The organism is Stenotrophomonas sp. Ker107b (assembly GCF_053847245.1).
In genome coordinates this window covers 220,430-241,619 of sequence record NZ_JBSPHX010000002.1, presented here as the reverse complement: position 1 = coordinate 241,619, position 21,190 = coordinate 220,430, and the positions used below count along the sequence as shown (strand labels likewise).

At 69.1% G+C, this 21,190-nt stretch carries 15 protein-coding genes; 5 read left to right on the top strand and 10 right to left on the bottom strand.

Annotated elements, in window-relative coordinates:
* Window positions 1-56: 56 nt before the first annotated feature.
* Window positions 57-4,511, bottom strand: coding sequence for a glutamate synthase large subunit (gltB, locus tag ACWV8V_RS11105; RefSeq protein ID WP_455899752.1), 4,455 nt, complete (start codon window positions 4,509-4,511; stop codon window positions 57-59).
* 171 nt (window positions 4,512-4,682) lie between these two features.
* Complete coding sequence (locus ACWV8V_RS11100; RefSeq protein WP_123731007.1) at window positions 4,683-5,084, bottom strand: I78 family peptidase inhibitor; 402 nt, start codon at window positions 5,082-5,084, stop codon at window positions 4,683-4,685.
* A 135-nt stretch (window positions 5,085-5,219) separates the two neighbouring features.
* Between ACWV8V_RS11100 and ACWV8V_RS11095 the strand changes: the two genes are divergently transcribed.
* Entirely contained in the window at window positions 5,220-6,284 is a 1,065-nt protein-coding gene (locus ACWV8V_RS11095) for a DNA topoisomerase IB (protein ID WP_346471625.1), read from the top strand.
* A gap of 9 nt (window positions 6,285-6,293) precedes the next feature.
* Here ACWV8V_RS11095 and ACWV8V_RS11090 read toward each other — a convergent pair whose 3' ends face one another.
* Window positions 6,294-6,635, bottom strand: coding sequence for a hypothetical protein (locus tag ACWV8V_RS11090; RefSeq protein ID WP_123731009.1), 342 nt, complete (start codon window positions 6,633-6,635; stop codon window positions 6,294-6,296).
* Between the two features lie 216 nt (window positions 6,636-6,851).
* Between ACWV8V_RS11090 and ACWV8V_RS11085 the strand changes: the two genes are divergently transcribed.
* From ACWV8V_RS11085 to ACWV8V_RS11075, 3 genes are all read left to right on the top strand, one after another.
* Window positions 6,852-7,973: an SDR family oxidoreductase gene (locus ACWV8V_RS11085; RefSeq protein WP_455899751.1), complete on the top strand. Its 1,122-nt coding sequence runs from the start codon at window positions 6,852-6,854 to the stop codon at window positions 7,971-7,973.
* Window positions 7,974-8,244: 271 nt separating this feature from the next.
* Window positions 8,245-8,631 carry a BlaI/MecI/CopY family transcriptional regulator gene (locus ACWV8V_RS11080; protein WP_346468083.1) on the top strand — a complete coding sequence of 129 codons (387 nt, stop codon included), beginning with the start codon at window positions 8,245-8,247 and terminating at the stop codon, window positions 8,629-8,631.
* 3 nt (window positions 8,632-8,634) lie between these two features.
* Window positions 8,635-10,500: a M56 family metallopeptidase gene (locus ACWV8V_RS11075; protein WP_455899750.1), complete on the top strand. Its 1,866-nt coding sequence runs from the start codon at window positions 8,635-8,637 to the stop codon at window positions 10,498-10,500.
* A gap of 5 nt (window positions 10,501-10,505) precedes the next feature.
* Here the strand turns inward: ACWV8V_RS11075 and ACWV8V_RS11070 are convergent, their stop codons facing one another.
* Genes ACWV8V_RS11070 through ACWV8V_RS11060 form a run of 3 tightly spaced genes read right to left on the bottom strand, consistent with a single transcriptional unit; the run spans window position 10,506 to window position 14,461 of the window.
* The gene (locus ACWV8V_RS11070) at window positions 10,506-10,841 is read right to left on the bottom strand and encodes an I78 family peptidase inhibitor (protein WP_259260643.1); all 336 of its coding nucleotides are present in this window, start codon (window positions 10,839-10,841) and stop codon (window positions 10,506-10,508) included.
* Window positions 10,842-10,889: 48 nt separating this feature from the next.
* Window positions 10,890-11,984, bottom strand: coding sequence for a ribonuclease H-like domain-containing protein (locus ACWV8V_RS11065; protein WP_455899749.1), 1,095 nt, complete (start codon window positions 11,982-11,984; stop codon window positions 10,890-10,892).
* Window positions 11,981-14,461 (bottom strand): DEAD/DEAH box helicase, encoded by a 2,481-nt coding sequence (locus tag ACWV8V_RS11060; protein ID WP_455899748.1) that lies wholly within the window; start codon window positions 14,459-14,461, stop codon window positions 11,981-11,983. Before ACWV8V_RS11060 ends, ACWV8V_RS11065 begins: the two co-directional genes overlap by 4 nt.
* 186 nt (window positions 14,462-14,647) lie before the next feature.
* Here ACWV8V_RS11060 and ACWV8V_RS11055 point away from each other — a divergent pair, with 186 nt between their 5' ends.
* On the top strand, window positions 14,648-15,130 hold the full coding sequence (locus ACWV8V_RS11055; RefSeq protein ID WP_455899747.1) for a hypothetical protein: 483 nt from the start codon (window positions 14,648-14,650) through the stop codon (window positions 15,128-15,130).
* 54 nt (window positions 15,131-15,184) lie between these two features.
* Here the strand turns inward: ACWV8V_RS11055 and ACWV8V_RS11050 are convergent, their stop codons facing one another.
* The 4 genes from ACWV8V_RS11050 to ACWV8V_RS11035 are packed head-to-tail and all read right to left on the bottom strand — an operon-like array spanning window position 15,185 to window position 21,184.
* The gene (locus tag ACWV8V_RS11050) at window positions 15,185-17,002 is read right to left on the bottom strand and encodes a hypothetical protein (RefSeq protein ID WP_455899746.1); all 1,818 of its coding nucleotides are present in this window, start codon (window positions 17,000-17,002) and stop codon (window positions 15,185-15,187) included.
* The gene (locus tag ACWV8V_RS11045; protein WP_455899745.1) at window positions 16,999-19,176 is read right to left on the bottom strand and encodes a hypothetical protein; all 2,178 of its coding nucleotides are present in this window, start codon (window positions 19,174-19,176) and stop codon (window positions 16,999-17,001) included. Before ACWV8V_RS11045 ends, ACWV8V_RS11050 begins: the two co-directional genes overlap by 4 nt.
* On the bottom strand, window positions 19,173-20,291 hold the full coding sequence (locus ACWV8V_RS11040; RefSeq protein WP_455899744.1) for a BatA domain-containing protein: 1,119 nt from the start codon (window positions 20,289-20,291) through the stop codon (window positions 19,173-19,175). Before ACWV8V_RS11040 ends, ACWV8V_RS11045 begins: the two co-directional genes overlap by 4 nt.
* A complete protein-coding gene (locus tag ACWV8V_RS11035; RefSeq protein ID WP_455899743.1) occupies window positions 20,288-21,184 on the bottom strand; it encodes a DUF58 domain-containing protein in 897 nt (298 codons plus the stop codon). Before ACWV8V_RS11035 ends, ACWV8V_RS11040 begins: the two co-directional genes overlap by 4 nt.
* Window positions 21,185-21,190: the final 6 nt, after the last annotated feature.

The window sequence follows — 21,190 nt, the reverse complement described above, 5'->3', positions numbered from 1 at the left end:
CGGCACTACAACGGTGGGAACACGAGGCCCCGGTCGATACCGGCGCTTCTCCGCGCTTACGCAGCGCGGCGCAGTGAGTCGGTCAGCGATTCGATGCTGGCGGCCTTGGGTTTGACCAGCCAGAACTTGCCGACGTAATCGCGGAACTCATCGAGGATCTGCTGCGCCCAGATGCTGCCGGTCAGTTCGCGATGGCGGCTGATCAGCGTATGCAGGTGCTGGCGATGGTTCTCGAAGCCCTCGGCCGAGATGCGGTGGATGTCGATCAGCTCGTGGTTGTAGCGGTCCACGAAATCACGGTCGATATCCAGCACGTAGGCCAGGCCGCCGGTGAAGCCGGCGCCGAAATTGAGCCCGACCTTGCCCAGCACCAGCACGATGCCGTCCGTCATGTACTCGCAGCAGTGGTCGCCAGCGCCTTCGATCACCGCCAGCGCGCCGGAGTTGCGCACGCCGAAGCGCTCGCCGGCACGGCCTGCGGCGAACAGCTCGCCACCGGTGGCGCCGTACAGGCAGGTGTTGCCGATGATGGCAGTGTTGCGCGCCTCGAAGCGCGCGCCACGCGGCGGTCGCACGACCAGCCGGCCGCCGGCCATGCCCTTGCCGACGTAGTCGTTGGCCTCGCCCTCGACCTCCAGCTGCAGGCCGCCCACGTTGAACGCGCCGAAGCTTTGCCCGGCCGTGCCACGGAAGCGCAGGGTCAGCGGTGCATCGGCCATGCCCTGGTTGCCGTGCGTGCGCGCGATCTCGCCGGACAGGCGGGTACCGATCGAGCGGTCGGTGTTGTGGATCAGGAAGCGGTGTTCGCCGCCGAGCTTGCCGGCGATCGCCGGGGCCAGCAGGCCGTCCATCTGCGTGGCCAGGCTGTCCGGCGATTCATACAGACGCTGCGCGGCGCAGTGGCTGCCGGCGTACTCGGCCGGGTTGAGCAGGCGCGACAGATCCACCTTGACGCCCGGGCGCGGGGAGACCTCCAGCTGCTGCAACAGGTCGGTGCGGCCGACGATCTCCTCCAGCGAGCGCACGCCCAGGTAGGACAGCCAGCCACGCACTTCCTCGGCCAGCAGGCGGAAGAAATTCTCCACGCGCTCGGGCAGGCCGGTGAAGTACTGCGCGCGCAGGCGCTCATCCTGGGTGGCCACGCCGGTGGCACAGTTGTTGAGGTGGCAGATGCGCAGGTACTTGCAGCCCAGCACGATCATCGGCGCGGTGCCGAAGCCGAAACTGTCCGCACCCAGCAGTGCGGCCTTGATCACGTCCAGGCCGGTCTTCAGGCCGCCATCGGTCTGCAGCAGGGTGCGCCCGCGCAGGTCGTTGGCCACCAGTGCCTGGTGCGATTCGGCCACGCCCAGCTCCCACGGCACGCCCGCATAGCGGATCGAGCTGACCGGGCTGGCACCGGTGCCGCCGTCATGGCCGGACACGGTGATCAGATCGGCACCGGCCTTCACCACGCCCGCGGCGATGGTGCCGACACCGGCATGGCTGACCAGCTTCACCGAGACCAGTGCGGTCGGGTTGACCTGCTTGAGGTCGTAGATCAGCTGGGCCAGATCTTCGATGGAGTAGATGTCGTGGTGCGGCGGCGGCGAGATCAGGCCGATGCCCGGCTTGGCATAGCGCAGCCGCGCGATCAGTTCGTTGACCTTGTGCCCGGGCAGCTGGCCGCCTTCGCCGGGCTTGGCGCCCTGCGCGACCTTGATCTGCAGCACCTCGGCATTGACCAGGTACTCGGCGGTGACGCCGAAGCGGCCCGAGGCGACCTGCTTGATCTTGCTGCGCTTCTCGGTGCCGTAGCGCACCGGGTCTTCGCCGCCTTCGCCGGAGTTGCTGCGCCCGCCAAGCCGGTTCATGGCGATGGCCAGCGCTTCGTGCGCTTCGGGCGACAGCGCACCGAGGCTGATCGCCGCGGTATCGAAGCGGCGGAACAGGTCTTCGGCCGGTGCCACTTCGTCCAGCGGGGTCGGCGTGGGCGCGGCCTTGAGCTGCAGCAGGTCGCGCAGCGCCGACACCGGGCGGCCGTGCACGGCCTCGCAGTAGCGCTGCCAGTCCGCGGCATCACCACTGCGCGCGGCGCGCTGCAGGGTCATGACCACGTCCGGGTTGTACATGTGGTACTCGCCGCCGTGCACGTACTTCAGTACGCCACCCACATCCGGCCGCAGCAGGTCATTCCAGGCGCGCACGGTGAGTTCGCGGGCTTCGTCGTCCAGGCGCGCAAAGCCGACCCCGGCCACGCGCGAGGCGGTGTCCGGGAAGCACAGGTCGACCACCTCGTCATCCAGCCCGACGATCTCGAACAGCTGCGCGCCGCGGTAACTGGCCACGGTACAGATGCCCATCTTGGAGATGATCTTGGACAGACCCTTGTAGATGCCCTTGCGGTAGCGGCGGCCGATCTGCGACTGCTCGCCACCCTTGCTCAGCTGCAGGATGCCGCGCCGGCCCAGATCGAACAGGGTCTGGTAGGCCAGGTACGGGTACACCGCGGTGGCACCGAAGCCGAGCAGGCAGGCCATGTGGTGCGGATCGCGCGCGGTGCCGGTTTCCAGGATCAGGTTGACGTCGCAGCGCAGCCCCGCGTTGGAGAGGTGGTGATGCACCGCACTGGTGGCCAGCAGCGCATGCACCATCGGCCGGTCGGCGACCGGGTAACGGTCGCTCAGCAGCAGCATGACGATGCCTTCGCGTGCAGCGGCTTCGGCCTCGGCGCAGATGCGCTCGATGCCGGCCTTCAGGCCCTCGTCCAGGCTGTAGGACAGATCGATCAGCCGGTTCTTGTCGGCGTACTGCTCCATCTTGATCAGCTGGCGCAGCTTGCGCTGGCTGAGCACCGGCGAGTTGAGGATGACGTGGTTCACCGTCTCCGCACCGGCATGGAAGATGTTGGTCTCCTTGCCGAGCTGGGTGGACAGCGACATGACGCAGTCTTCGCGCAGCGGATCGATCGGCGGGTTGGTGACCTGCGCGAACGCCTGGCGGAAGTAATCGTAGAGCGGCCGGCTGTGCTGGCTGAGCACCGCCATCGGGGTGTCATCGCCCATCGAGCCGGTGGCTTCCTGCTCGGTCTCGGCCAGCGGGCGCAGGATCTGCTCCACTTCCTCGGTGCTGAGCTGGAACAGCTTGTGATAGCTGCGCAGGGTGCGCTCGTCGAAGGGCTCCTCGACCAGCGACGGATCGATCAGCTCGGTCTGCAGGTAGGTCACACCCTGCTGCAGCCACTGCTTGTACGGCGCGCGGCCCCGGTTGATGCGGTCGATGGCGTCCGAATCGAGCAGGTCGCCCCGCTTGAGGTCGATGGCCATCATCTCGCCCGGGCCGAGCTTGCCCTTGCGCACCACGCGCTCGGCCGGCACTTCCCACACACCGGCTTCGGAGGCGATCAGGAAGTGGCGGTCGGAGGTCAGCATCCAGCGTGCCGGGCGCAGGCCGTTGCGGTCCAGCGTGCAGGCGGCATAGCGCCCGTCGCAGGCCACGATCCCGGCCGGGCCGTCCCACGGCTCGCTGTTGAGGCCGTAGAACTCGTAGAACGCGGCCAGGTCGGGATCCTTGAACTCCAGCGACTGGGTCGCCGGCGGCACCAGGATGCGCAGCGCCTGGATCAGGTCCATGCCGGCGCTGACCATCAGCTCGAGCATGTTGTCCAGGCTCTGCGAGTCCGAACCATGCATGGAGATCACCGGATCGAACTCGCCGATGTCGAAGCGCGGGGTCTTCCACACCTTGCTGCGCGCCTGCGCCCAGCGGCGGTTGCCCTCGATGGTGTTGATCTCGCCGTTGTGGGCGAGCATCCGGAACGGATGCGCCAGCGGCCAGCGCGGCAGCGTGTTGGTGGAGAAGCGCTGATGGAACACGATCGCGCTGGAGGCCAGATCGTTGCGCTGCAGATCCACGTAGAAGCGGCTGAGCTTGTCCGGCAGCACCATGCCCTTGTAGCTGATCGCATTCGGGCTGAGCGTGGTGACGTAGTAATCGGCGTGCTCGCGCAGCTGCTGTTCGCTGCGGCGGCGGGCCAGGAACAGGGCCAGGGTGAAGGCGGCCTCGTCCTGTGCGGCACCGGCGTCGACGAACACCTGCTCGATGTGCGGCAGGGTGTCGCGTGCGAGCTGGCCGCACACGCTGGGATCGGTCGGCACCACGCGCCAGCCGACCGGCTGGCAGCCGGCGTCGCGCAGCTGCTGTTCCAGCGTCTCGCGGCAGGCCTGTGCGGCAGCGGTGTCGTGCGGCAGGAACACCACGCCGGCGGCGAAACGCGCGCCAAGCGTGAGGCCCGCCTCGGCGGCAAGCGCCTTGAGGAACACATCGGGGCGGCGCAGCAACAGGCCGCAGCCGTCACCAGTGATCCCGTCGGCGGCGACGCCACCGCGGTGGGTCATGCGCGAGAGTGCGGCAATGGCCGTGTCGACCAGCAGCCGTGACGGCTGGTCGTCGAGCTGGGCGACCATGCCGAAACCACAGGCATCTCGCTCATCTTGCGGGTCGTAAAGCCCTTGGCGGTTGCGGGGGGCCATCTGTGCCTCGATGCGATGTCAGGTGAGCGGCGACACTCGTCCCCGCTCAGTCCTTGCAGCGCGGGTCGAAGCACCGGATGACCCGACTAGATCACAGTTGTTGCAACGCCGCAATACACGGTTGCAGGCGCAACCAAACCCCTATGTTTCCCGTGTTTTCCCGGCCCCTGTTCAGCCGCAGCGGACGCTGGCGACCACGTTCTTGCCGTCCACTTCGATGTTCAACCGCTCACCCACGAAATCCATCGTGGTCATGTCATTCGGCTTGAGCACGCGCAAGGTGGTAGCGCCGGCATCCTGCTGGGCCTGGCTGCCGATCTGCTCGGTGTAGGGCTGACCGACCAGGCTCTGCACCTGGGTGGCATCGCAGTTGCCGACCGGCGGCGCTTCCAGCGCCTTGCCTGCTTCATCGGTGGGCGCGGCGGCGGCTTCGGCCGCCTTCTGTGCATTGGTGGCGACCGCTTCCTGCTCGTCCATGGGCGGGGCGCTGCACGCACCGAGGACCAGCAGGGCGGGGAACAGGGCGATCAGCCCGAAAGAGCGCCGCAGGCGGCGGGACGACAGAGGCGACATCGATACTCCTGAAAAGCGAGCCAGTAAACGATGGAGGATATCGCCAAGCGCGGTGTGAGGTGTTTGTGTTGCGTTATTGACGCGGTGCCGCACCGGCACCGGCGACACTGCGTTCCCCTGATCCGCGCCGCCTCCATGAGCCCGAGCCGCACCGCCACCCCCGAAGTCGCCGCCGCCCGCCAGGCCGGGCTGCGCTATGTCAGCGATGAACTGCCGGGCATTGCCCGCCGCAAGGCCGGCAAGGGCTTTGCCTACCGCGATGCCGATGGTGCGGCGGTCCGCGATGCCGCCACCCTGGCCCGGATCCGCGCGCTGGCGATCCCGCCGGCCTACACCGATGTGTGGATATGCGCACTGCCCAACGGCCATCTGCAGGCCACTGGGCGTGACGCGCGCGGGCGCAAGCAGTACCGCTACCACGCTGATTGGGCGCGGGTGAGGGGCGATGGCAAGTTCGATCGCATCATTGCCTTTGGTACCGCCCTGCCCACGCTGCGCCGGCGCCTGCGCCGCGATCTGAAGCTGCCCGGCTTCCCGCGCGACAAGGTGCTGGCGATCGTGGTGGCGCTGCTGGCACAGACGCTGGTGCGCGTTGGCAACGAAGTCTATGCACGTGACAACCGCTCTTACGGGCTGACCACGCTACGCAACCGCCACCTCGCGCTGGTCAAGGGCGGCCGGGCGCAGATGCGCTTCCGGGGCAAGTCCGGGCAGGCGCATGAGGTGGATGTGGATGACCGCGAACTGGTCAAGCTGATCCGGGGCTGCCAGCAGCTGCCCGGGCAGGCGCTGTTCCAGTACCGCGATGATGATGGCGCGGTCCAACCGGTGGATTCGGGCATGGTCAACGACTATCTGCACGATGCGATGGGCGAGGATTTCAGCGCCAAGGACTTCCGCACCTGGGGCGGCACGCTGGAGGCGATCCGTCAGCTTGCCGTGACCGAGCTGCCCGAACCTTCCAGTGAGCGCGCGCTGGCGGCATTGCAGAAACAGGTGGTATGCGAGGTGGCCACGCTGCTGGGCAACACACCATCGGTGTGCCGCAAGGCCTACATCGATCCGTGCGTATTCGATGGCTGGCGGGCCGGCTCATTGAAGGCCCTTGCCGGCCTGCGTGGCGAGCGCCAGTGGGAGCTGGCCACGCTGAAAGTACTCAAAGCCGCGCGGCGCACCGTCCGGCGTGCCCGCGCGGGATGAGCGCAGCGATCAGCCGCAGTAGAGGGCTGTGATGTTGTTGGTACGACCGGTTTCGATGGTCAGCCGTTCGCCGCCCTGCTCCGCACCCGGAGTGGGATTGGCCGCGCCACTGGCAGTGGCGCCACTCGCGGCACGCTCGCTGCGCACGACGATCACCTGCAAGCTGTCGCTGTCCACGCGGGCACGCTCGACCGTGGCTTGCGATGCCGCCAGGCCCACGGCGCCGCGGACCTTGTCCACGTGGCACTGGCCGGAAATGACGCCGTCGATCGGCTGGACCTGCGCGATGGGGGTGCTGCTGCAGGCGGACAAAGCAAGGACGGCCACAGCCGCGGACAGGTAACGAAGCATGCGACGCACTCCATGGGAATTACGCTCAGGGTGCATCGGTGGCCGTATGCGGCGCATGAATCTCTACACGGTGCGGGCACGCCCCATTCACCGTCCCTGGCCGCCGGGTTGACCATAGTGGGGCTGCGCATTTCCACGGCGGCCAGCGCCGCGACGAACAGACGAACATGCGCCCGCGTGAGATCCACGCATCTGATCCGGCAACAGGAGTCGAACATGGCCACGGCCAAAACCCGTAAGACCACCAAGACCCCCACCTCCCGCAAGCGTCCGCGTCCGGCGGAGGCGGCTGCGGCGGCGGCCGAACCGCGCACCCGTACCCCAGTCGTCAAAACCGCGACCCGCAAGGCCGCCGCCACCGATCCGCGCGCTGCGCGCGTGGCGGCCCGCCAGCGCCGTCTGCAGGACCAGGAGAAGGCAAAGGATGCGCGTGCGGCGAAGAAGGTCGCCGCGTCCAAGGCCAAGAAGGTTACCCAGGCCGGCACGCGTCGCCAGCCTGAGAAAATGCCGGCCGAGCAGCTGGCCAAACCCGGCAACGAACACGAGATGCAGCTGGCCCCGCGTTTCCTTGCGCCGGACTACCAGGGCAGCGGCAAGCTCAAGGGCAAGCGCGCCATCATCACCGGCGCGGATTCGGGCATCGGCCGCGCGGTGGCCGTGCTGTTCGCCCGCGAAGGGGCGGATGTGGCGGTGCTGCACCTGGATGAAAAGAAGGACGCGAAGATCACCCGCGAGCACGTCGAGAAAGAAGGCGGTCGCTGCGTGGTGATCGCCGGCGACGTGCGCGATCCGGTGTTCTGCAACAAAGCCGTCAAACAGGTCGTCAAGGCGTTTGGCGGTGTCGACATCCTGGTCAACAACGCGGCCTTCCAGCTGCATTGCGATCGCTTGGAAGACCTCGAGGACGAGCACCTGCAGGAAACCCTGCAGACCAACATCGGCGGTTACATCCAGATGGCGCGCGCCGTATTGCCGCACCTGGGCGAAGGCGCGAGCATCATCAACACCGGCTCGGAAACCGGCCTGTTCGGCAGCAAGGCGCTGGTGGACTACTCGGCGACCAAGGGCGCGATCCATGCCTTCACCAAGGCGCTGGCCAGCCAGCTGCTGCCACGCGGCATCCGGGTCAATGCGGTTGCGCCGGGTCCGGTCTGGACCCCGCTCAATCCGGCCGACAAGAAAGCCCCCGATGTGGCCGAGTTCGGCCAGGACAGCGACATGGGCCGGCCAGCGCAGCCGGAAGAAGTGTCGCCGGCCTATGTATTCCTCGCTTCCCCGATCACCGCCAGCTATATCAGCGGCGTGATCCTGCCGGTGATGGGTGGGCCGCGCGGCTGACAGACGGCATCTTGCCGAGATGGACCACCGAGGAACACCTCGGTGGTCCCCATCCGTACCGAGGCCCGATGGCGTGAGCATGCCGCCATGGCCCAGCGCTGTTCGATGTCCATCTCCCTTCTATCTCCCGCCGCAGGTCGTCTACGCAGCCGTGGGCGACTGGCCAGCGGCCGACCGCAGCTGACCGTTCGTCGGCACGGTCCCTCCGACACTTGACGACATCTGTAGTCACTGGCACGGTAGCGACACGTGTAGTCATAGGGAGTGCGCCATGCGCGGCAAGACCATCGGGGACCAGGAACTGGCCCTGCTGCAGTACATCGCGGAACAGGACCGCCCCAGTGTCGGGGAAGTCGCCGCCGGGTTCGGTGAGCCGCGTGGGCTGGCACGCTCCACCGTGCTGACCATGATGGAGCGCCTGCGCGCCAAGTCGTACCTGAGCCGCAAGCAGGTGGACGGCGTCTACCGCTATGTCACCACCAGCGGCCAGGACAGCGTGGTACAGGGTGCGGTGGCCAGCTTCGTGGAGAAGACGCTGCAGGGCTCGGTCTCGCCGTTCGTGGCGTTCATGTCGCACAAGGTGGATGTCAGCGATCAGGAACTGGCCGAGCTGGAAGCGCTGGTCGCACAGTTGCAGTCACGCAAGCGGGAGGGCTGAGCCATGGACACGATGATGAGTGAGCTGTTGATGCGGCTGGGCTGGACCAGCGTGCAGAGTGCGGTGCTGGTGGCGCTGGTATGGGGTGCGTGCCGGCTGCTGCCGCAGTTGCCGGCCGCTACCCGCTGCCGGTTGTGGTGGCTGGTGGCCGCGCAGGCGGTGCTGGGCCTGTTCTGGAGCAGTCCACTGGAACTGGCGGTGTTGCCGGCCCCGGCCGCAGTGACGGCACCGGCGATGGCGCTGCCCGCGTTCGACGCTGCCGTGCAGGCTGCGCCGGTCGCCTACGCGGCGGCCGCGGTCGATACGGCGACGATGGCGTGGTCCTGGCCCTCGCTGCTGCTGGCCCTGTGGGCCGCCGGTGTGCTGCTGATGCTGGTGCACAGCCTGCGTGGCTACCGTGCCAGCCGCGCGCTGGTGCGCAGCGCTACCGAGTGCACCGACGCCGGCCTGCAGCAGGCGCTGCAGTTGGCCGCCGAAGCACATGGCCTGCGGCGCTCGCCGCAGCTGAAACTCTCCGCGCAGATCCGGTCGCCGCAGTTGATCGGCCAGTGGCGGCCGGTGCTGCTGCTGCCGGCCCGCGAGCTGCCGATGATGTCGGCGGATGATCTGGACATGGCGCTGACCCACGAACTGATCCATCTGCAGCGCCGTGACCTGTGGTGGGGGTTGCTGCCAGCGCTGTCGCAGCATCTGTTCTTCTTCCATCCGCTGGTCCACGTGGCGGCCCGCGAATATGCGTTGGCGCGCGAAGAGGCCTGCGATGGTGCGGTGGTGGCCGGGCATGATCACTGCCGCCATGACTACGGTCGCCTGCTGGTGCAGTTGGGCGTGGCGCCACGTCCTGCGGTGGGCGTGGCCAGCGCCTCGCCGAACCTGCGCAGTCTCAAGCGCCGGCTGCTGACGCTGCAGCAGACCCGCAGCATGCCGCGTGTGGCCGCGCTGGCCATCACCGCGCTGTTCGTGGTGATCGGCGTTGCCCCGTTGCGGCTGGTGGCCGCACCGCCGCCGCCGGCCCCGCCCCAGGCACCGGTCGCGCCCAACGCACCGATGCCGCCGACACCTCTGCCCGCACCTGCGGCCCGGCCGGTACCTGCGCCGGTCCCCGCGCCCGAGCCAATGCCGGCACCAGAACCGTTGCCTGCTCCGGAACCGCCCGCCGCGCCCCCTGCGCCGGAACCGCCGAAGGACCTGGATGACGGCATGTCCTTCGTCACCCACGGTCAACTCAACATCACCCGTCAACCCGCGCAGGCGTTCGTGCTGATTGGCGGCGAGAGCAATTTCGTCGATGCGTCCGTCGCCGATCTCAAACAGGCGCGGCGCGATGCCGGCAATGATCAACCGGCGCTGTGGGTGCGCCGGGGCCAGGACCGCTATCTGATCCGCGATCCCGCGGTGCTCAAGGCGCTCGGACACGCCCAGACGGAAGTGGCCGCGCTGGGAACCGCGCAGGCCGAACTGGGCAACCGCCAAGCGGCGATCGGTCAACAGATCGCGGCGGCATCACTGCAGGTCACGTCCGACGCGTTGGCTGCGGTGGATGTCAGCGCGGTGGTCAACAGCGCGATCCGCGATGCCGGTCTGGATGCCGCTGTCGAAGCTGACCGGGCGGCCCGCCAAGGGGCTCGCCAGTCACGTGCAGCGGCGTCCGCAGCCAGCCAAGCCGCACGTGAAGCACGTACCGCCTCTGCCAGGGCGGTGGACGCCCGCCAGATCGCGCTGGTGGCGCGTGAGCAGGCCGAACTGGGCAAGGAACAGGCGCGCCTGGCGCAGCAGCAGAGTGTGGCTTCGGCGCGTGCGGTGCGCAACGTGCGTACCGCGATCGATCAGGCGCTGGCCAGCGGCAAAGCGGAGCGCGTGCGCAACTGATCAACTCACCCGCAGTTGGCGCGCACGATCCTGTTCTGCGCGTCCACTTCGATGCTGAGCCGGTCTTCGCGGAAATCCATGGTCATCGCCATGCCCGGCTTGAGCACGCGGGCATTGCGGGCACCGCTGTCCTTCACCGCCTTCTGGATGACCGCCTCGGTGGCGGTCTGCCCGGTCAGGCCGGTGAGTTTTTCTGGGTCGCACTGGCCGCCACTGCCAGCCACCGCGGGTGGGGCGGTCGAGGTCGGGCTGTCAGGCGGCGTCGCGGCGGTCTTGGCCGGAGTGCTGCAGGCGGCCAGCGGCAGGGCACAGCCCAGGGCGAACAGAAGGTTCAGACGCATGTGGTGGTCCTCCCACGGTAAGTACCCGCAGTGTCCGTGGGCCGGCCTTTACACCGCGTCAATGGCCTGCAGCGCCAAGGTCTCCCGGTCGCGCTGTTCCTCGGCCACCAGCCGCCGCATCAGCAGCGCCAGGGTCACCACGTCCTGGTGGTTGTGCTCGGCCACCCGGCGCAGGTTCACCGCACTGCCACCGCGCAGATAGTTCAGCCACGCGGCCGGCGCTTCCGAGCCGGGCAGGTCATCCTCGCGCACGATCTGCAGCAGCTGGCGTTCGATCGTGGCCAGCCGGCAGTTTTCCCAGGTGCCGCGATAGCGGCGGCGTGTCGGGAACAGCAGATCGACGTGGTCCAGCGGCGTGATCGGGCAGCGCTGCCGGGCCAGCCGATAGCGCGTCTTGAGCAGCGGGGCGTCGTAGCAGCGCCCGTTGTAACTGGAAAACACCGTGCTCGGCTGCAGCCATCCGGCGAACTCGCGCAGCATCGCGGTTTCCGCGGCCATCGTCGTCATCAGCAGCTGGCGGATGCGCAGGCCGTCGCCACGGTCGGGATGGGTATGCCAGTCCGCGGCACCGATCATGAAGGCGCGGGTGCCGGTGCCGCCGGCCAGGCCGGTGGTTTCGGTATCGAAGAACAGCAGGTCCTGCGGCTGCACCTGCTCGCCGTCGCGCTTGGCGAAGGCCAGCGACAACGGTTCGGTCGGAATGGCCTGGGCGACGAACGATTCGATCAGGAACAGGCCCGGCGCGATTTCTTCACCCGGCACATGGCGGTCATTGGCGTTCGCGCGGGGGGTGGCCGTGCTGAGGCCGCGATCGCGCAGGCCGAGCAGACGGCGCAGGCCACCAATCTCGGGCTTGCGCAGCGCGGGCGTAGGAACAGGAACAGCGGGAACTGCCGGTGAGGTCTCGCGTGCGGCCGCGCCGGTCGGCTTGTGGCGGATCTCCTGCTCCACCCAACCGAAGACGGAGGCCGGTGCGGGCGTACGCGCACGCGCATCGTTGGCGGCGGCCGGAAGCGGGACGCTGCCCGTGTCGCCGGGAGCGGATCCGCGCTCAGGGGCGATGGCCGGACCAGAGGCAGGTGCCGCCGTCGCATCACCGGCCTGCCGGCGCAGCAGGCGCAGCTTGTCCAGGCTCAGGCTCACGGCGTCACCACCTCGGCGCTACGGCGCTCCTGCTCTTCAGCAGACGGCAGCGCGGCGCTGTCGAACAGATCCAGCACCTTCAACGCCAGCGCCTTGGGCGTGGTGGCATCGTCCTCCTGGCCGGCCAGCACCGGGCCCACGCAGGCCGGGCAGCCGGCCTTGCAGTCACAGCCCTGCACCAGCTCGCGCGCGCGCAGCAGCAGCTCGGCCTGGCGCAGCCACAGTGGTTCGCTCAGGCCCACACCGCCGGGGAAGTTGTCGTACAGATACACCGTCGGCACGAACTGCTGCTGCAGCTCGATCGCGCTGGCATCGAACTCGGCGCCGCGCAGCTGCCCGCGTCCGCTCTGGTCGGCCACTGCGAACCACGCACCATCACCATTGCCGACGGCCTTCTGCAGATCGCGCGCATCGGCCATCACCGCCACCGTGGCGACGATGTGCAGTGCGTAGGCGGCGCCGAGGAAACCGTCCAGCGCTTCCTGCTTGCTGTCGAACGCGGTCAGCAGCAGCGCCTGCGGCAACTGCCACCACACCGCGGTGGTGTGCAGTTCCTGGTCGGGCAGGTTGACCGGGCCGTAGCCGATGTTCTCGTGGGTGTAATAGCGGATCTTCTTGTAGCCGGCCACGCGGCGCACCACGTGCACCTCGCCATGGTGGGAATCGCCGCGCCCGGCGATGCAGCCATCGAAGCGGTCCAGCACCTTGAGCTTGGTGAAGTCGATGCTGTCGGTGTAGTAGTCCACGTGGGTACGGGTGACGTAGGCCTTGCGGCCTTCCCAATCCAGCCGCTCCACCTGGTAGGGCGTGGACTGCACCATGTGGATGGCGCCTTCGTACAGCGTCAGCGCGGCGGCGGAGTAATCCACCTCGGCGATGATCTGCTGCTTGCCGTCGCTGCGGTCCACCACCACGAAGTTGCCATCGGCGACCGAGCGCAGGCTGACCGCATTGGCCGGGTAGCTGTCGGCGATCCATTCCCAGCGGTCGCCTTCGCGATGCACCACCTCGGTCTCGGCCAGGGCTTCCAGGAACACCAGCGGATCGATCGGGCCGAACGGATCGCCGGCCAGGAACGGCAGCTCGAAGGCGGCGCAGCGGATGTGATCGAACAGGATCAGCGGCTGGTCCGGTGCCGTACGCGCATGCTCGGGCGAGGCTTCGGCGAAGAAGTCCGGATGCCGCACCACGTATTGGTCCAGCGGCTGCGAGCTGGCCACCATCACGCCCAGTGCGGGCTGCTGGCGCCGGCCGGCACGGCCGAAACGCTGCCAGGTCGCGGCGACGCTGCCCGGATAGCCGTTGAGGATGACCACGTCCAGGCTGCCGATATCCACGCCCAGCTCCAGCGCCGAGGTGCTGACGATGCCGTCGATCTGCCCCGCGCGCATCGCCCGTTCGGTCTCCCGCCGCTCCGTGGGCAGGTAGCCGCCGCGGTAGGCACGGATGCGCGCGGGCTTGCGCGGGTCGTGGTCGAAGATGTCCTTGAGGTACTTGGTCAGTACCTCGACCATCAACCGGCTCTGCGCGAAGATCAGGGTCTTCAGCCCGGACTTGATCGCGATGCGGGCGATGCGGTTGCTCTGCGAGCGCGCCGAAGCCCGCAGGCCCAGATCGGCATTGACCACCGGCGGGTTCCACAGCAGCACATGCTTGGGCCCGGTCGGCGCGCCGGATTCGGTGATCGCAGTGACCGGGGCTTCGATCAGCGCCTCGGCATGCGCCTGCGGGTTGCCGATGGTGGCCGAGCACAGAATGAACTGCGGCTCCACCCCATAGAACGCGCAGATCCGTTTGAGCCGGCGCAGCACGTTGGTGACGTGGCTGCCGAACACGCCGCGGTAGGTGTGCACCTCATCGATCACCACGTAGCGCAGGTTCTCGAAGAACTGCGCCCACTTGGTGTGATGCGGCAGGATCGCCTGGTGCAGCATGTCCGGGTTGGAGACCACGATGTCGCCGTGCAGGCGGATCGCCTGGCGCGCATCGCCCGGCGTATCGCCATCGAAGGTGAAGGCTTTGACTCCCAGGTCGCCGGCGCGGTTGAGCTCCAGCAGCTCGGCCACCTGGTCCTGGGCCAGTGCCTTGGTCGGGAACAGGTACAGCGCCTTGGCCTTGCCCTGCATGGCGGCGCTGACCACCGGCAGGGTGTAGCACAGCGACTTGCCGCTGGCGGTCGGGGTCACGATGGCCACGTGCTCGCCCCGCTGGCTGGCCTCCCAGGCCTGCGCCTGGTGGCTGTACAGCTGCTCGATGCCGCGCGCCTTCAGTGCATTGACCAGCGCATCGGGCACATCGGCCGGGATCGGCGCGTACTGGCCCTCGCGGGCGGGAATCGTGAAACTGCCGGTGATGCGGTCGTTGTAGCGGCGCTGCAGGCGCGCGGTCAGCAGCGCACCATCGCGCGAGGGCAGCCCATCGGTGGTGGCGAGGTTGCGCTCGGCGTCCTCGGTGCGCTTGGCGAGTTCGTAAGCCATGGTCACAACGGTCTGCAAAGGACGCTATGGAAACATGACCGCGTCTCAATGTCTGAGACATTGCGCTGCGCCGGGGTGAATCGTTCAGTGCCCCTTGGCGTCCCTTGGACAGGTGCCATAAACGAAATCTGACACCGGCCTCCGTATCCTTGGTGACAGCCCGCTACCAACACGGACGGAGTCGCAGTGGCATTACGTGAATATCAAGGCCTGGCCGTGCTTGCGGGGTGGTTGCTGGCCGCCGCAGCGCAGGCCCAGCAGGCCGGCGCCGTACCCGAGCCGGTGGAACCGCCGCCCGCGACAACGCAGGGGGATGTCACCACGCTGGGCGAGGTGCGCGCCCTCAGGCCCGACGACGAGCCGCTGGATCTGTACCGCTTCAAGAATCCGGTACAGGTGCAGCCCAACCGCTTCAGCCGCACCTGGAGCGAGCCGCCGTCGCCCGAGCAGGTCAGCATGAGCGGTGGCTATCTGATGATGGGCATCAACAAGGGGCTGGCCGCCGCTGCGCAAGGCGTGAACAAACTCACCGGCGGACCGGATCAGATCCAGTCCGCGACGGCCCGCCCACCGCCGGAGCTGACCGACGAAGAGCAGCGTCGCGCGCAGGAGGTGTGCGCGCAGCAGGGTGGCTGCCCGGCGCTGCCGGAGCCCGGCGGAACACCCTGACGGTTACCCCGCTCGCACTGTGGGACTCAACGCTGTGCGCGCGTCAGCCTGCTGTCACCCCCGCCGCCGCTCCAGCCACCACAGCAACCCCGCCGCCAGCACGAAGGCGAGCAGCCACGGCCACCGTGCGCCCGGCGTCTCGACCACGCCAGCCGATGCTGCGGCGGCGCCGGTGGCCAGGCGCTGGGCAGTCGCGTCGCGCAGCTGCTGCCGATACAGCGGTCGAGCGCTGGCCGGATCGAACACGTAGAACGCGTGGCGGCCTTCGCCCTGCTGCAGCTGATGCCAGCCCGGCTGGTTCGGCCAGTAGCCGGCGCAGTGTTCGGCACCGCTGGCCGGGTCAACCCGAAGCAGGATCCGTGTGCCATCCGGCGCGCGCACCTGTGCCGACTCCCGAAGCTGACACAGTGCCACGCGCTCGCCGGCCCAGGGGGTGGGGGTCTCGATGCGTGGTGCATCCGCGGCGGGAAGCGGGCGCGCCACGCTGGCCAGCACGCCGCTCCACAGCTCGGCGTGGCGATCGTCGCGGCCGGCCAGCACCAGCCGATAGCTGTCGGTGATGGGCAGCAGTGCAATGCGGCCACGTCCGAGGGCGCGATAGCCACCGATTGCCATGCCCTTGTCATCGTGCAGCAGGGGTGTCACATCGCTGATCTTCAGGCCCAGCTGCTCCAACACCGGTAGCGCGGCCTGGTGCGAGGCGGTGTCGGCCTCCTCGATGTAGGCGGTGGTGTCCGATGCGGGTCGTTGTGGGCCACGACGTGCCTGCAGCAACGCGGGGTCGACATCGGCCGGCAGTGACAGGGGCACCGCTTGGTTGCCGCCGGTGACGGCCAGTCCCCAACTACGCAGCGTCTGGCGGGCGCCGTCGCCGAGCGGGCCGCCGGTGCGGACGAGCACGCCCAACCCGTTGCGGATCGCCTGCTGCAGCGTGCTGCGCTGCGTGGCCGACAGCGCGGCCAGACTGCGCTCGTCCAGCAGCACCACATCGGCCTGCGCCACCGTGGCTGCCGTGAGCGCGATCGGTGCATCGCCGAGTGATACCCCACCGCCGGCGTTGGCCTGCGCCTGCACGCGCAGCCCGGCATCGGTGGCCCACCGGCGCAGGTACTTCAACTCCGGGCCGGGTGCGCCGGCCAGTATCAGCAGGCGGGTCGCTGCGGCGGTGGCGGTGTCCACGGGCACGGCAAGCGTATCGATCACATGCTGTTCGGCGTCGAGCAGCCGCAGGCCAAACACGCTCTGTCCGGCGACGCGGGCCACACCGCTGAGTTGCATCTTCCCTTCGGCATCTGGCGTAGACCGGTCGATGACCACACCGGCAGGATCCACCAGCTCGGCGCGTGCGTTCGGCACGCCCTGCGCACGCGCGCTGACGGTGAACACCGCACCGGGCGCCGTGACCGGCGGCGGCTGCAGTGCGATCCAGCCCTGTGGTGCGCTGGGCAATTCGATGCGCACGCCACGGGGCAGCGCGGCATCGCGATCGCGGGCCGACAGGCCATCGCCGATCAGCCGAAGGGAGGTGGGACCCGGATGTTGGCGCAACACGGTGGCCAGGTCGGGTGCTGCGAGGGCGTCTGCCACCTTCGTCGCTTCCGGCAGCGCGACCACGGTCTCGCCCGGCGCCGCCGACCAGCGCACCTGATCGGCCGCGCCAGTCAGCACGGTCAGCTGGCCACCGGCCACGCGCTGCATCGGTGGCACCAGGGTCAGGTAGAGCAGCACGGTCACCCCGGCCTGCAACAACAGCAGGGTGGCGAACACGCCGCTTGCCCGCGCCGGTCCACGCCACTGCTGCCAGCACAGACGCGCGCTGCTCAGCAGCAGCACGGCAAGCAGCGCGAACAGGATCCAGCGCGGGTCGCTCACGGTGTCGCCTCCAGTGCATCCAGGTAGCGCTGACCCATGGCGTCGGGTGCGCTGCGCCGGGGGACCTGCGGCAGCGGGCGTAGCAGGGCACGCCACAGCTGCGCGCGCAGGGCCTGATGGCAGTCGGCGCAGTCGGGGGTGATGCGCAGTGTTTCAATGGCGGCGGCCAGGCTCAGCGGGTCCGGCAGGCGTGCTTCATTGCGTCGGAGCCACAGGGTCAGCGCGTCCAGATCGGGGGCGCTGGCAGGATCGGCCAGCTGCTGCCAGACCTGCACGATGGCCTGGTCGGGTGCCTCCAGCGCACGCAGTGGCAAGGTGCGGCTGGCCAGGTCGGCGCGATCGCCGCTCATGCGTCGGCTCTCGTCGATCGGCGGCAGTTCCGGGCCGACCCGCGCCAGGTAGATGCGCTCGGCCTGCTGCACTTCCTTGATGAAGCCCAGCGCCTTGTAAGCGTAGGGCAGGGCACGCTCGGGCTGGCCCTGGCGCAGCTCGCCCTCCGACGACCACATCTGATCCAGTGCTGCCTTCAGCGTGGCGCGCGTCTTGGGATCCAGCAGGGTGGCGGCCTCGGCGTGGTCGTGGGTATGGCCATACTCGGACAGCACATCGGTGGCACTGCCGAACACCGGTGCGCTGCCGTCGGTCGGCGCGCCGTGGTCGTGATCATCATGGCCGGCCTGCGCCTGGGCATGCTCACCATCGTGATCATGATCATGATCATGATCGTCATCGTGCGCGGCCGCCGGTGTGTCACTGGTCGGCAGGGCATCGCTGGTCGGCGGCGGCTTGGCCCCGCCTTCGCTCTCCTCGCCGAGGAACTGGCCATAGCGCAGGCGCAGGATGCGCTGGTCCACGCCGATCGCATCGGCGCGTTTGATGAACTCCTCTGCCGGCAACTGGCGGCGCTGTTTGATCAGGGCTTCAGCGTCGATGATGATCTGGCGCTGGCTGCGGAAATACGCTGGCAGGGTCTTCTTGACCATGCCCTCCATGTCGGTGCCCTGGATCTCCGCGGCGCTGGGCAGGCGCAGGATCACGCTGCTGCTCTGGGTGCTCTGCGCGGTGGGCGTGTGGGTATCGCGCACCGTCAGCTGCGCGATCACATCGTTGCCTTCGGTGGCGCCCAGCGCAGCGAGATCGAGCGTGCGGGCGAAGCGCCGCTGCGTCGCCGGTCCGGTGCCGGTCAGGCCGAACGTCTGCTCGCGGAAGGTGATGTTCTCGCCGCTGCCTTGGGCCAATGTGACCTTCAACTGCGCGGTGGCGACCACACCATAGTCGTCGGTAGCCTCGAACTGCAGCGGCCACTGACGTTGGCCGGGCGTACCCAGCACGAGACTGCGGTCGGGCGCGATCACGCGCACCACAGGCGGGCGATCGGGCACCACATCGAGCCGGTACAGGCGGGTGTCGCGCAGGGCAGGCTCGGTGACCACGCGATACAGCGCCGGACGCGTGGCAGTCCACTGCGCGGTCCATTGCTCGCCGTCACGCGCCAGCGCGATGCGCTGGCCATCGTGGAACTGCAGGGTCGCGGTCTGCGGCTGCGCTGAGAAACGCAGTGACCAGTGCAGGCGGCTGTCCTGCGGGACCTTGCCGTCCAGCGCGCTCTGCACACGCGCGGCCTGCCCGGTGTAGGCCGGGGCGGTGATCTCCAGCCGGGCGGAACGCAGCTGCGGTGGTTGCGCAGGTGTGGCCGGCGGTGCCGCCGTGCCCGGGAACAGTGGCGTCGCGTTCTGGCCGCGTGGCCAGCCCAGCGCAAGCGCGATCATCACCACCGACGTGATCACCGAGGCCAGCACCCACCGGCCCGGCCAGCGCGGCCGCAGTTCGGGCATGCGCGACTGCAGGGCGGCGGCGACATGTACGCGCTGCCGCTGCTGCAACGGGTTCAATGCCGCCGGTATGGCAAACAGCAGGTCGGCACTGTCCTGCACGGCCGGGTGGTCGTCCAACCGGCGGACCAGCCATTGGCGATCCAGACGACGTGCGCGCCAGGTTGCCACGCCGACGCTGATCAGCAACGTCAACAGCAGGACCACCGTAGCCGCGTTGAAGCCGGCCAGCCGCCACGCCACCGCGCTGATCGCCAACGCGACCGGCACCGCGAGCATGGTGGTGATCCACCACTGGCGCCGACGCGCGCGCTGCCAGGCGTCCTGGATGGCAGCGTTCATGCGCGTGCTCCGCGGCGCGGCGAGGTCGCCATCGCCCGTTCCAGCGCGAACAGCAGCACGATCAGCGCCAGCAGCCATGGGCTCAGCTCACGCGGTGCGCGAAGCGGTGCGACAGCGCCATGCAACGGTGACTGTGTGGCCGCAGGTGCGAGGGTAGGTGCGGCCGGTGCCGCGATGACCGCCAGCAATTGGCGCGGGAAGCCGGGATCGCGCAACGCCGGCAGCTCCGTCGGTGACAGCGCTGCGCTGAAGCGCAGCAGACGACCGCTGCCTTCCTGCCGTTGTTCCAGCACCACTGCACCCTCTGCATCGCGCAGGACGGGCATCCAGCGGGCCCCCGCAGCACCGGGCGTGACCAGCACACTGCCGCCCTGTTGCACCCACGTCTGCCAAGCGGTGGGCAACGGCCCAGTGGCAAGCCACACGCCGAGCTGGCCATCGTCCGGGGCGGTGCCCGCGGCGCGTGCAGGCGACAGGGGGTGGTTCGACCATGCGCGCTGGATCGCTGCCAGCACCCGCTGCTCGGCGTCGGCGATGCCGGCGCCGACCTGCACCTCAGGAAGCGTCGCGGTGCGCGCGCTGCCCGGCGCCAACGGCACCGGCCGCCAGTTCACGGCACGCGACAGGCGCGGGCGCTCGCCATCCAGCCCGGGCATCGGGTCAGGCACGTACACCGTCAGCGGTGCGCCGGCGGGCAGGCGCTGGTCCAGCTCGCGCAGCAGGCTGGCCAGCGGTTGATGGGGCGCCGGTGCGCCGTCGGCCAGCGCAGGGAAGCCAGGCGCCAGCCATCGCCAGTCGCCTTCGGCATCCTGGCCACGCAGCGCCGCCCCGTCGAGACCGGGGGCGACCACCGTGACCGCGTGGGTATCGGCCGCGCCCCCGTGCAGCACCGGCCGCGCCAGCAGCAGGGCCAGCGCGGCAAGCAACAGCAACCGCACCAACAGCAGCGGCCACGCATCGAAACGGATCTTCTGACGCGGCCGGATCCGGGCCTGCAGCCAGCGCAGCGCGGCGAAGTCGAGTGGCGCGTACTGGTGGCGCCGCGCCAGGTGGATCAGCAGCGGCACCAGCCAGGCCGCCAGTGCCAGCAGCCCGAGTGGATACAGCAGGCTCACGCGCCGCCTCCGGCACCAAGCAGCGCACGCAGCGGCTGGTCCAGCGGCTGGTCGAGATAGCCGGTCGCATGCACGATGCCGCTGCTCTGCAGTCGCGCTTGCAACGCGCGCTGCGCGGTATCGAAACGGGCCAGGTATTCGGCACGGATCGCACGGCCATCGCCCAGGAGTTCTTCACCGGTCTCCGGATCGCGGAAGCGGTGGCCCTCGGTGAACGGGAAGTCGCGCTCTTCGGCGGTCAGCAGCTGCAGGTGCAGCACCTCGCGACGAGCGGTCGCCAGCCGTTCCAGCAGCACGATGCCGCCCTCGTCAAAACCGTCGCCCAGTGCGACCAGCAGGTCGCCGGCCTGCACCCGCTCCCAGACCGGGGCCAGCGAGGTCTCCGGCGGCCAGCTGCCATTCGCCTGCAGCTGGCGCAGCAGCAGGTGCACGCGGTCGCGATGGCGCGGGCCGTGCCCAGCGGGGACCAATTGCACGCCCTCGCCGCTGATGGCGATCACACCGAAGCGGTCGCCCTGCTGCAGGGCCAATTCCACCAGACAGGCGGCGGTCGCGCAGGCGTGGTCCAGCCGCGACCAGTCCGGTCGCGCCCGGTCGCGCTGGCCCGCCGAGGCGGTCGCATCGATCAGCACCCACGCCGTGATCGGGCTCTCGCGCTCGGATTCGCGTACGAAGAACCGGTCCGAGCGCGCGTAGAGCTTCCAGTCGATCTGGCGCAGCTCATCACCGGGTTCGTAGGCACGGTACTGCGCGAACTCCAGCCCGGCACCGCGGCTGCGGCTGGCGTGCTGGCCGATCCCGTGCGCACCGCGCGCACGGCGTGGCAGCAGCCGCAGCGCCTTGAGGCGGCTGCGGACATCGGCGGGGATCGCGATCGGTGCGTTGCGGCTCACGGCGTG

Coding starts and splice junctions, on each gene's coding strand:
- ACWV8V_RS11090 (WP_123731009.1), bottom strand. CDS start 6,635: ATGCTTCGTTACCTGTCCGCGGCTGTGGCCGTCCTTGCTTTGTCCGCC.
- ACWV8V_RS11045 (WP_455899745.1), bottom strand. CDS start 19,176: ATGAACGCTGCCATCCAGGACGCCTGGCAGCGCGCGCGTCGGCGCCAG.
- ACWV8V_RS11100 (WP_123731007.1), bottom strand. CDS start 5,084: ATGTCGCCTCTGTCGTCCCGCCGCCTGCGGCGCTCTTTCGGGCTGATC.
- ACWV8V_RS11060 (WP_455899748.1), bottom strand. CDS start 14,461: ATGGCTTACGAACTCGCCAAGCGCACCGAGGACGCCGAGCGCAACCTC.
- ACWV8V_RS11075 (WP_455899750.1), top strand. CDS start 8,635: ATGGACACGATGATGAGTGAGCTGTTGATGCGGCTGGGCTGGACCAGC.
- ACWV8V_RS11085 (WP_455899751.1), top strand. CDS start 6,852: ATGGCCACGGCCAAAACCCGTAAGACCACCAAGACCCCCACCTCCCGC.
- gltB (WP_455899752.1), bottom strand. CDS start 4,511: ATGGCCCCCCGCAACCGCCAAGGGCTTTACGACCCGCAAGATGAGCGA.
- ACWV8V_RS11070 (WP_259260643.1), bottom strand. CDS start 10,841: ATGCGTCTGAACCTTCTGTTCGCCCTGGGCTGTGCCCTGCCGCTGGCC.
- ACWV8V_RS11080 (WP_346468083.1), top strand. CDS start 8,245: ATGCGCGGCAAGACCATCGGGGACCAGGAACTGGCCCTGCTGCAGTAC.
- ACWV8V_RS11095 (WP_346471625.1), top strand. CDS start 5,220: ATGAGCCCGAGCCGCACCGCCACCCCCGAAGTCGCCGCCGCCCGCCAG.